This window comes from Actinocrinis sp. (genome assembly GCF_035946395.1).
GTDB lineage: Bacteria > Actinomycetota > Actinomycetes > Streptomycetales > Catenulisporaceae > Actinocrinis.
In genome coordinates this window covers 1-10790 of the sequence record NZ_DASYZI010000387.1, presented here as the reverse complement: position 1 = coordinate 10790, position 10790 = coordinate 1, and the positions used below count along the sequence as shown (strand labels likewise).

At 67.8% G+C, this 10790-nt stretch carries 8 protein-coding genes and 1 pseudogene; 2 read left to right on the top strand and 7 right to left on the bottom strand.

Annotated elements, in window-relative coordinates:
* Nucleotides 1-27: 27 nt before the first annotated feature.
* The 7 genes from cax to mtrA all read right to left on the bottom strand — a co-directional run bounded on the left by cax (nt 28) and on the right by mtrA (nt 9095).
* Nucleotides 28-1212 (bottom strand): calcium/proton exchanger, encoded by a 1185-nt coding sequence (gene cax / locus VGS97_RS23980; RefSeq protein ID WP_326855895.1) that lies wholly within the window; start codon nt 1210-1212, stop codon nt 28-30.
* Nucleotides 1213-1413: 201 nt separating this feature from the next.
* Entirely contained in the window at nt 1414-2151 is a 738-nt protein-coding gene (locus tag VGS97_RS23975) for a response regulator transcription factor (RefSeq protein ID WP_349262242.1), read from the bottom strand.
* A 402-nt stretch (nt 2152-2553) separates the two neighbouring features.
* Entirely contained in the window at nt 2554-3249 is a 696-nt protein-coding gene (hpf, locus tag VGS97_RS23970) for a ribosome hibernation-promoting factor, HPF/YfiA family (protein ID WP_326855893.1), read from the bottom strand.
* Between the two features lie 482 nt (nt 3250-3731).
* On the bottom strand, nt 3732-4346 hold the full coding sequence (locus tag VGS97_RS23965) for a ComF family protein (RefSeq protein ID WP_326855892.1): 615 nt from the start codon (nt 4344-4346) through the stop codon (nt 3732-3734).
* Between the two features lie 161 nt (nt 4347-4507).
* Nucleotides 4508-6382, bottom strand: coding sequence for an LpqB family beta-propeller domain-containing protein (locus VGS97_RS23960; protein ID WP_326855891.1), 1875 nt, complete (start codon nt 6380-6382; stop codon nt 4508-4510).
* Complete coding sequence (gene mtrB, locus VGS97_RS23955) at nt 6379-8250, bottom strand: MtrAB system histidine kinase MtrB (RefSeq protein WP_326855890.1); 1872 nt, start codon at nt 8248-8250, stop codon at nt 6379-6381. Before mtrB ends, VGS97_RS23960 begins: the two co-directional genes overlap by 4 nt.
* A gap of 167 nt (nt 8251-8417) precedes the next feature.
* On the bottom strand, nt 8418-9095 hold the full coding sequence (mtrA, locus tag VGS97_RS23950; protein ID WP_331683515.1) for an MtrAB system response regulator MtrA: 678 nt from the start codon (nt 9093-9095) through the stop codon (nt 8418-8420).
* A gap of 221 nt (nt 9096-9316) precedes the next feature.
* On the opposite strand from mtrA, the gene VGS97_RS23945 reads away from it, so the two are divergent.
* Together VGS97_RS23945 and VGS97_RS23940 are read left to right on the top strand one after the other, a co-directional pair.
* A complete protein-coding gene (locus VGS97_RS23945) occupies nt 9317-10438 on the top strand; it encodes a hypothetical protein (protein WP_326855888.1) in 1122 nt (373 codons plus the stop codon).
* Nucleotides 10425-10790: pseudogene (locus tag VGS97_RS23940) on the top strand (hypothetical protein); the annotation flags it as partial. The gene VGS97_RS23945 and the pseudogene VGS97_RS23940, both read left to right, overlap by 14 nt.

Genomic DNA, 10790 nt, shown 5'->3' with positions numbered 1-10790 from the left:
TTCGGCAGAACTGGATTATTGAATTACTTATCCCCACCAGAAAGCGGCGGCGATCAGGACATAGAGGCCGACCATCGTGGCGCCTTCGAGCCAGTCGGACTCACCGTCAGAGACCAGGTAGGCGACCGCGATCGTGGAGATCGCCACCGTGGAGACCAGCATCGGGTTGAAGACCAGGGTGAAGCTCGCGCCGCCGACCAGCGGCGAAAGGAGCACCAGAAGCGGGGCGAGGACCAGAGCGATCTGTAGTGGGCTGTTGAGGATGACCGAGAGCGCGTGGTCGGCCTGGTTCTGCCAGGCGAGCTTCACGCCGACGGCGTTCTCGACCGCGTTGCCCGCGATGGCGACGATCACGAGACCGGCAAAGGCCTGGGAGATGTGCAGCGAGTTCATCGCCGGCTGAAGAGCGTTGACAAACAGGTCGGACACGTACGCCGCGAGGACCCCGGCCACCGCCAGCATGGACACCGCCAAGGCGAGCGGCCAGTGGTTGCCCGCGCCGTGCTCGGCCGCCTCCTGCGCCTTCGCTTCCGCAGCCTGTTCGATGGCGGTCGGCTCCAACGCGCCCGCGCCGTCTGGTTCTTCGCGGCGCAGCGAGGCGGGGATCGACAGGGCGAAGACGACGAGCAGTACCACCGCGGTGATTCGTGACAGTCCCACCTCGTGCGTGGCCGCCGCAGCGTGGATGTACGAGGCGAGCGACGGGACCAGCATCGCCGCTACCGACAGGATCATCAGGGCCATGATCATGCGGGCACGGGTCTGTGAGTAGTAGAGCACCCCGTTCCTCCGGCCGCCCACAAAAAAGGACAGGCCGAGGACCAGCAGCAGATTGCCGAGGATCGAGCCGATGACAGCGGCGGCGACCACGTCGACCAGGCCGGCGCGCAACGCGAAGATGCCGATGAACAGTTCCGGAAGGTTGCCGAAGGCCGATTGCAGCACGCCGACCGCACCCGCGCCGAGACGGTCCGCCAGGTGGTCCACGGACCTGCCGACCAGCGCGGCAAGGAGCGCGACCGCGATCGCGGCGACGAGAAAGGGGACGATCGCGCCCCCACCCTTCGTGAGTGCCGCAGCGACGGTGAAGACGCCCGCGCCCGTCATCATGCTGAGATCCGACCGGCTCAGTACCCTGCCGATGCCCGTGGTGGCGGTGTTCCCTGCGGGGCCGGTCGGTCCGGTCGGGCCGGTCGGCTCGGTGGTCGTCATGTGCGCCGAGCGTAGGGGATTACGTCGAGCGATGCGGTACGAAGTTCAAGGTGTGTTAGGTGACGGTCTGTCTCGTGCTTGGGCAGCTGTCGGTAGGGCGGCTGACGGTGTGTCAGGTGGTGGTGTCCATGTGTTCAGGTGGTAAGTGCTACGTGCAATGCGCCTGGTGGCACGCTGTGCGGTTCGGTGCGGGCTCGGTTGTCAGGGCAGGTCGAGGATCTTCTCGCGGACCGCATACATGACCGCTTCCATCCGTGAGTGCAGTTGCAGCTTCTCCAGGATGTTGCGCACGTGGTTCTTGACCGTGTTCTCGCTGATGAACAGCGTCTTGGCGATCTTGCTATTGTTCGCCCCGGTCGCGATGAGCTTGAGTACTTCCAGCTCGCGGTCGGTCAGCTTCGGCGCGGGCGGTCCCTGCTCGCGGCGTTCCTCGCCGTGGCGGGCCATGGTGGCGAACTCGCTGAGCAGCTTGGTGGCCATCGACGGGGTGATCAGCGATTGGCCGCCGGCCACCGCGCGGATCGAGTCGGCGATCTCGTGCGGCGGGATCTCCTTGAGCAGGTAGCCGGTGGCGCCGGCCTTGATCGCCTCGTAGAGGTCGGCTTCCTCATCGCTCATGGTGAGCATGACAATCCGGGTGGACGGGGCCACCTCCTTGATCGCCGCGGCCGCCTCGATGCCGCCTCGCCGGGGCATCTTCACGTCCAGCAGCACCACGTCGGGCAGCAGTTCCCCGGCCTTTTCCACCGCCTCGGCGCCGTCCCCGGCCTCGCCGACCACCTCGATGTCAGGCTCCTGCTGTAGCACGATGTCGAGGCCGCGCCGCAGCAGGGCGTGGTCGTCGACCAGCAGCACCCGGATGGGATCGGCGGACGCCGCCCTTCCGGTGTGGGCACCGGCCCGCGCCCGGCCCGCCTGCGCCTGTGCCTGCGGTTTCACCTGCGCCTGCGCCGGAATGCTTTCCGGGCGCAGCCCAGCGGAACGGCTGGAATCGGGTTTGGCCACCTGTCCGTACCCCCTTGAACCTGGATCGGCCGGTCCGGGCAGGCGCCCGTTACTCCCGGACGAGACGCCGGATACGCTGAGTGACCGAATCATCATCGCACAGTATCGGCGAAACCTGATAATAGCTGGCGCGGGCCCGGGAGTGACAGTGCCGCTCGGCTGCTGGTCGCCGTATCTCGCGTTGACGTGCGCCGACCGGTCGGATCCGCGCCGATCGTGCCCTCGACAGCCGACAGGCTTTGGCGATTGCTCGGGCCGTTACGGCCATTAGGCCGTAACGGCTGCCGAGGACGCCAGGCGTCGGTATAGGGGCCGAGACCAGGACGGAGACCGTGGTCACGCGGCACTCGACGTACCGGGCTGCCCGCTCGAATAGTGCGCCGCGCCGTTCTCCTCAAGGTGGATCACGCCGTAGTCGTAGCCGTGGCGGCGGTACACGACCGAGGGCAGCTTCGAATCGGCGTCGACGAACAGGTAGAAGTCGTGCCCGACGAGTTCCATCTCGTACAGCGCCTGGCACAGGTCCATCGCCGGCGCGCTGTGCGTCTTCTCGCGCACGACCATCGGACCGTCGCCCTGCACTTCGATCGGTCCTGCATGGTGGACGTCGTCGTGGCTGTCCGCGACGGGTGGCTGGGATGCAGCGATCTGTTCGGCGATCTCCGCGGCCTCAAGCTCGGCGAGCGTCGAGGTGGCCGTCGAGACGGAGACCGGGCTGCGTCTGCCGTGGTGCACACGGCGGCGGTCGGCGGCCCGGCGCAGTCGCGCCTCAAGCTTGGCGGTGGCCAGGTCGAGCGCGGCGTATGCGTCCGCGGCACAGGCCTCGGCCCGCACCACCGGGCCGCGGGTACGAAGCGTGATCTCGATCCGGTCGCAGCGGTCGGCCTGCCGGGGGTTGCGTTCCTTGGACAGTTCCACGTCGAGGCTCATCGCCTTGCCGTCGAAGCGCTCGATCCGCGAGAGCTTCTCGGTCACGTGCTTGCGGAACCGTTCGGTCACCTCGGTCTTTCGGCCCTTCACCACGATGTCCACGCGCGTCTCCCTTTATGCTCGCTGACTCATGACCCTGATGAGGCTCGGGCGCCGCCCCGGAATTGGGCGCGGGGCCGCGCTGCGCTCGGTGGCTGGGTGGGGGAATCGTCGGTTCGGTGCACCGCCTCCTGCGACTGGTTTCAGGTTGTCAACCGTATGCCGGAAAGATCCGGCTGTGGAGGGGTAACGATGGAATGGTGCGGCTGAGTTCCGGCTGGTTGGATTCGGGGTGCTCAGATCTCCGCCGTCAGTGGTCGCATGCACTGCTCATGCGAACGAACGTAGTGCCGCCGGAGCATGAACGGTAGGGGCCATCGGCCGTACTCCGCCAAGAGGGTGAATGGTCGCGTGCCGAGCAGGCAACTTCTCCTTGCGGATGGTGGCGGGCACGGAGAACTCAGTCGCACTGGGTTTCCCCGGGTTCCGCGCGCTGGGTTCCTCATACAGTACTTTCGGCACGTATGGCCGAGCCGGGGTTCCGATCAGCGGACGCGGAAGCGGGTCGCCGCGAGCACTGCCGCGCCGACCGGTCGCCCTCCAGCGGCCCTGATCGCCCGTGCGGCTTCGGCGAGCGTGGATCCGCTGGTCATGACGTCGTCGACGATCACGACCGGCCGCAGAGGGAGTCGATTGCGTGCCGCGGGCCGCACGGTCAGTGCGCCCGCGAGGTTCCGCGCGCGTTCCAGGTGGGTGAGGCCGACCTGGTCGGATACTGCGCGGCTGTGCCTAAGCGCAGGCAGCACATTCACGCCCCTGCCGCGAGCGCGCAGTTCTGCGGCGGCGACATGGGCCATCCGCCGTACCGGATCCTGACCGCGGCGGCGGGTGGACGCGCGTGCCGACGGCGCCGGAACCAGCCAGAAGGGCGACACGTCGGCGGCTGCCGCTAACACGGCACGCGCCAGGTGACGGCCGAGGGGGCGTGCCAGGTCGAGGCGGCTGTACTCCTTTTGGGCGATGATGATGTCAGGAACCGGCGCCCGGTACGGCGCGAGTGCGTGGACGGTGGGGAGCCCGGCAGGACGGCGTACCGGCCTGACCGTGATCGGCGGGCCGCCGAGCGCGAATGTGCACGCGTTGCACAGGCCCTCCGTCACGTCGGCACTACCCGTGCGCCCACATCCTGCACATTCGGCGGGCAGGACAAGATCAAGCAGCGTCGTCCACCATCTTCGCCGCTGACGCTCCGTCAGATCCGCCCGCATGCAGTCAGAGTAGGCACAGCATGGTGTTCAAGGACGCAGATCCGAGCATGTAGTTAATTCACATATTCAGGCGAGTACCCGCTGGTGATGGAGCCCCACGTGCCGGCCGCGAACGAGTACTGCTCGATCTGCTCCACCGTCGAGGCGCCGGTGCCCGACTTCGTGGCGACGAGGAGGGCGCCACCATTCCATTCCACGTTGGTCGCGCCGGTCGGCGGGTTGAAGGTGACCGGGTTGAGATCGGCCGCGTTCATGACCGGGGAGCCGTCGGAGTTCAGCTCGGCGACCGTGACCGGAGACGAGGCCGACTGCGAGCCGAGCACGGCCAGGCACTGGCTGGCGCGCCAGTCGATGTCGACGACCGACGTCCAGTGGTAGACGACCGGCTGATCGACGCCGTAGCCGAGGTTCACCGCGAGACCGGATGGAGCGTCCTCGTCGACGATCCCGATCCCCACCGAGTAGACCGTGGATCCCGGCGTGGTCCCGGGTCCGGAGTACGAGACCGCCATCCGGTGCCCGTCGGGGGCGACCGCGACCTGATCGACAGTGCCGTCGGCCCCGAAGAGCCTTACGGGCTGGACCAGCGGCTGCAATCCGGCGGTGAGATCGAGCCGGTAAAGCGACGAGATCCCGCCGACCGTGTCGAGGAACCACAGGTGGCCGAACGCATCCCACGTCAGCGAGCTGATGTGGTGCCCTGGCCAAACCGGGGGTGAGTCCTTCGACGCACCGGGCGGGGCCAGGTAAAGCTTGCTGCCCTTGTCGTCGACTACGGCAGCCCACGTCTGCCCTGCGTAGAGCCCGACCGCTAGCTGCGAGTACTTGCGGTTGTCCGGGCCGACCTGCGCCGGGTTGATGGTGGCGGCACCACCGTTGGGCTCGTAATGGTTGACCTGGTGGTTCTGGGTGTCGAGGAAGTAGAAGGACGTGCCCTTGGATGCGCCGGTCGCGATGTGATACTCGTCAACGAGGGCGTCCATCTTGGACGAGGTCACGAGCGGGTCGCCCTGCTGATCGACGAGTTGGACGCCGCTGACCGAAGCCAGGCTGCTGAACGTGGCGAGCAGCTGGTTGGCGAGTTGCCGACACGGGCCCAAGGCCCGCCCGGAGCAACCGCTCTGAGTCTTGATGGGGACCGTGGCGGTGTCGTCCGGCCCGATCGTCACCGAGCCGCCGAGGGTGACTTCCGGAACGGCGACTTCGGCGATCCCGGTGAGCGGATCGGGCGGCCCGTTCAGCAACGCGGTCGCCAGGCTCTGCGCGGTAGCGGCGTCACCGGCCTGCGAACGCTGGTAGTCGGGGATCGGGATCATGCTCGTGGCCGGCGAGTCCTGATTGAGATAGTAGAGGTAGTACGCGGCGTAGTTCGCGCGGAACGCCTCCTGCGTCAGCAGGATCCCGAAATCGTCGCTGGGCAGTTTGTCGATCCGATAGCCCTTTGCCGGGTCGTGGCTGAGGCTGAACGTGTAAGTCGCGTCCTTGGCCACGTCGAGAACCTGCTGATAGGCGCCGTCGTCGGAGACCTTCGCGATCATGGTGCCGCTGATCTGGACCTGGACGTCGCCGGACGGGGACCCGCCGCCCGAGTTCGCCACCGGGTCGGGGCTCGACACGTCGCTGAACACGACCACCCGGTTCGGACGCCAGTTCAGCGCGTCACCGGTGAGATACGCCCGCGCGATGGAAAGGTTGCTCGGGTCGCTGGCCGCCGTCTGAAGGAAGCCCTCGACTATTTCCAGCGGGCCGTCCGTGCTCTGTGGCGCCTGCGGCCAGACGCGCACGTCGGCACCGCTTCCAGCCTCCGCCTGCTTGCCTATGGCCCTTACCGTCGTGTTCGCCGGCAAGTTCACGCAACCAGCGGTGCCGAGCAGGGCCGCCAACGCGAGCAGCCCGAGCGCGGCGCGGCGCGGCGATGGCGCGGTCATGCCTGGTCACCCACCCTGCGGCCATCGCTGCTTATCACGTCACGCACCTCGCCATGGCCTATTCCGGCGACGGTGGGCCGCTCGGAGTCGCCGATGGCTGGGCGAGGGTCGAGGGCGGTGTGATGATCAGACACGGTGTGATGGTCAAAACCAGTGTGATGATCTGACGCAGTGTGAAAATCTGACACGGCCGAGCGCGGTCCGCCGTCCGGCGCTGCGGAGCCCGGCGAACCGCGGCGCTGGCGCAGGTGGTGGGTCGAGTCCTCCGGCTCCAGCGGGATCGGCGAGCGCAGCAGCTCGATCCGGGTGGTGCGCGGGACGGTCAGCCGGAACTGCGAGCCGCCGCCCGGCTCGCCCCAGGCCTGGAGCCACCCATGGTGCAGCCGAGCGTCCTCCAGCGCGATCGCCAAGCCCAGGCCGGTTCCGCCGGTGGTGCGCGCCCGCGCCGGGTCCGCGCGCCAGAACCGGTTGAAAACCAGCGACGACTCACCGGGCCGCAGTCCGACGCCGTGGTCACGCACCGCGACGGCCACGGCATCGTCCGATGTGGCGACCGTGACGACCACTTGGCGGCCCTCGCCGTGCTCGATGGCGTTAACGACCAGGTTGCGCAGGACGCGGTCGATGCGGCGGGCGTCCACCTCAGCCACGCACGGCTCGTCCGGAGCCTTGATGACGACCTCGCTGCCCTTGCGATCGGCCAGCGGCGCGGTGCTGTCCACGACTCGCTGGACGAGCGCGCGCAGGTCGACCGGTTCCGCGTCGAGGATCGCCGCGCCCGCGTCGAAGCGGCTGATCTCCAGCAGGTCGGCGAGAAGTTCCTCGAACCGGTCGAGCTGGTTCTGTAGCAGTTCGGCGGAGCGGGCGACCGCCGGTTCGAAGGCGTCGCGCTCCTCGTGGATCAGGTCCGCGGCCATCCGCACGGTGGTCAGCGGCGTGCGCAGTTCGTGCGAGACGTCGGAGACGAATCGGCGCTGGACCCGGGAAAGCTCCTCAAGCCGCCGGATCTGGCTTTGCAGGTTCGCCGCCATCTTGTTGAAGGAGTTGGCCAGCGACGCCAGATCGTCCTCGCCGCGCACCCGCATCCGTTCCTCAAGGCGGCCGGCGGCCAGCCGCTCGGCGATCCCGGCGGCCATCCGCACCGGCATGACCACCTGCCGGGAGACGAACCAGGCGATCCCCACCAGCGCGAGCACGAGGATGAACCCGGCGATCACCAGGGACAGCTCGACAAGCTGGAGGTTCTGCTCGTCCTGGGTGAGCGGGAAGACGAAGTAGGCCTCGGCGGTGAACACGACGGCGTTGTTGTTGATGGTCAGCCGCTGCCCATAGATGATCGCGTCGACCTGGCGGGACGGAAAGTTGAATCCGACGGTCGCGAACTTGTAGTAGATCGCGCCTGCCGCGTCGGTACTCACCTGCGTCAACAGGTCGCTGGGCAACGTGTCCGGTTGCAATGACGCACAGCCGGCCGGGAAGGTGTAGGCCTTGTCCGTATTCTCCTTCTTCGCGGTCAGGACGACTTGAAACTGCGTGCTGCTCCTGCACAGCGAGCGGGTGATGCTCCCGGTCAGCACCCCGGTGTCGGCGGACGAGTCGACGTTCGTCGCGGAGAAGCCCTGCTGCACCGTCTGGAACCCGGCGATGGCCTGTTCCTTCGCCGCTTCGAGGCGGGTGTTGAGGATCCCGTCCGCCACGCGCTGCGCGATGAAGTAGCCGAGGCCGACCGCGACGGCGAGCGAGAGCACCATGGTGACCGAGATGACCCGAAGCTGTAGCGAGCGGCGCCAGCGGGCGGGCAGGTCGCGCAGCGCACGGGCGAGCACTCGCAGCACGCGCCGCAGCCTCACTCCCACATTCGTGCCCATCGCTCCACCGGTCCCCCTGTTGCGCGCTGACGCGTCCACGGCCGACCGGCCACCGGCCGCGCCGGGTACGCGAGAGAACTCGGTGGGCACGGCCGCTGTGGGCACCGTGGCCCGCCGCCCGCTCTACCTCGAAGACGACGCAAATCGGACGTCTCGGGTTCCCCCGATCAGGCCGGTCCGGCCTTGTAGCCGACGCCGCGCACGGTGATCACGATCTCCGGCTTCTCCGGGTCGTGCTCGATCTTCGAGCGCAGCCGCTGCACGTGCACGTTGACCAGGCGGGTGTCCGCGGCGTGCCGGTAGCCCCAGACCTGTTCTAGCAGCACCTCGCGAGTGAACACCTGCCAGGGCTTGCGGGCCAGCGCGACCAGCAGGTCGAACTCAAGCGGGGTCAGCGCGATGGACTCGCCGTCGCGCTTGACCGAGTGGCCGGCCACGTCGATGGACAGGTCGCCGATGTTCAGCGTCTCCGGCTTGGGCTCGTCGGCCCGGCGCAGCCTGGCCCGGACCCGCGCCACCAGTTCCTTCGGCTTGAACGGCTTGATGACGTAGTCGTCGGCACCGGATTCGAGCCCGACCACCACGTCCACCGTGTCACTCTTCGCGGTGAGCATCACGATCGGGACGCCGGACTCCGCGCGGATCTGCCGGCACACGTCGATGCCGTCCCGGCCGGGCAGCATCAGGTCGAGCAGCACCAGGTCCGGCTTGAACTCCCGGAAGGCGCCGAACGCCCGGTCGCCGTCGGCCACCGCCGCGGTCTCGAAGCCCTCGCCGCGCAGCACGATACCGAGCATTTCAGCCAGCGCGGTGTCGTCGTCGACGATGAGCACACGTCCCTTCATGTTGTTCATCTTCGCATCAATCCGCCGTCGGATGGTAACTATGCGAAAATCGGCGCACTGCGGCGAACGGGCCCGTGACAAGGAACGGGCAATGAGCGGGGCCTGGTGATGGCCGAGCCGCCCGGAACGGCCGGGTCCGATGGTGGCCTGACAGGGCTGCGCGTGGCAGGATGTGGATCTGCTTCGGAGTGGGGAAACGTGGGCCACTGACGAGGTGGGGGATGCCAGAACAGCCGACGGCCTGGACCATGCCCGGTACTACTGTGCCGGAGGTCACGACCGCGATTCGCGCTGCCCCCGCGCCGCCGGAGCCGCGCGAGCGGACAGGCCTGCGCCCGATCCCGTTGCGGCCGCTCAGCGTGTTGGAGCTGATCGACGGCGCGATCGGTGCGGTGCGTTCAGTGCCCGCGGCACTGTTGGGCTGGGCCACTGTCCTGGTCGCCGCGTTGGCTCTGGCGGATTTCGCGTTCACATGGGTGTTCGATGCCGCTGTCGCCGCCGCGACTCGCGTCCATCCGCTCATCACCACCGACATATTCGGCAACACGATCGTGCAGTACGGCCGGACCGGTGGTACCGGCACCCTCGGCCTGGTCATGGTCAACGCACTCACGCCGATCGTGTTCTCAGGCATCGCCGTGACGTCTATGGCCGGTCTGATCGCCGAACCGGTCAACCGGTACGTAGACGGAGCAGGGGCGGCGACAGCCACGCCGACCCGCCCTGCCCGCAAGTTGGTCGCGCGCCTGTCGCTTATCGCGGTCGTGGCCAACCTGCCGCGCCTGATCCTGCTCGTCCTCTACGCCTTGACCACGCTTGCGATAGTCAACAACGCGCAGAGCAACGTCGGCGTCGCAATGGTCTTTCTGAACCTCTTCGGCCTTCCGCTCGCCGCATGGCTGACCGCTGAGTGGGCAGTAGCCGCGCCCGTCGCCGCGCTCGAAGACAAACGCGCTTTTGCGGCACTCGGCCGCGCCCACAAGCTCGTGTCGAACGGCCGGTGGCGCACGATGTGGGTCATGCTGCTGACGCTCGGCATCGCGGTGGTGGTCGTCGCGCCGCTGCTTATCTGCCAGTACTACATTGGCTCCGTCCACGGGGTCGGCGACCTGTTCGACGGTGAGGCCGTCTCCGGTGTGACGTACTGGTGGCTGGTCGGCTATGCCGTGGTAGTCGTGGTGATCCAGGCGCTCACAGCTCCGTTCCGCGCCGCGGTGACGACGATGCTTTACGTGGACCGGCGTTTCCGCCGCGAAGGGCTCGACATCCGCATCGCCTGGGCGCGTATCGCCCGGAGCAGCGGCAATGCGAAGGAAAGGGACGGTGGCCGTGGCGCGCACTGACACGCCGGTGACCGTCACCAGCAACCAGGCACGGCAGCTGGCGATCCGTGAGCTGTCAAAGCCCGAGTACCATCGCGGGCCCGCTCCGAGTCCGGCGCCGTCCACTGCGGTTCCCTCGCCTCCGCCGCTTCCACACGTGAACTCGTCCAATCACGGTCTGACGATCGTGCTGATCGTTATCGCGATCATCCTGCTCGCGATCGCGTTGCTGCTGTTCCTGCGCTGGCTCGGCCGCCCACGCACGTCGAAGAAGCGAAAGTCGGACAAGAACAAGCGGGGAACTGCCGGAGGCTCTACCGACGAGATACTCACCGGGGCCGCGCGTCACCGCCGTTCCGCAGAACTCGCGGCC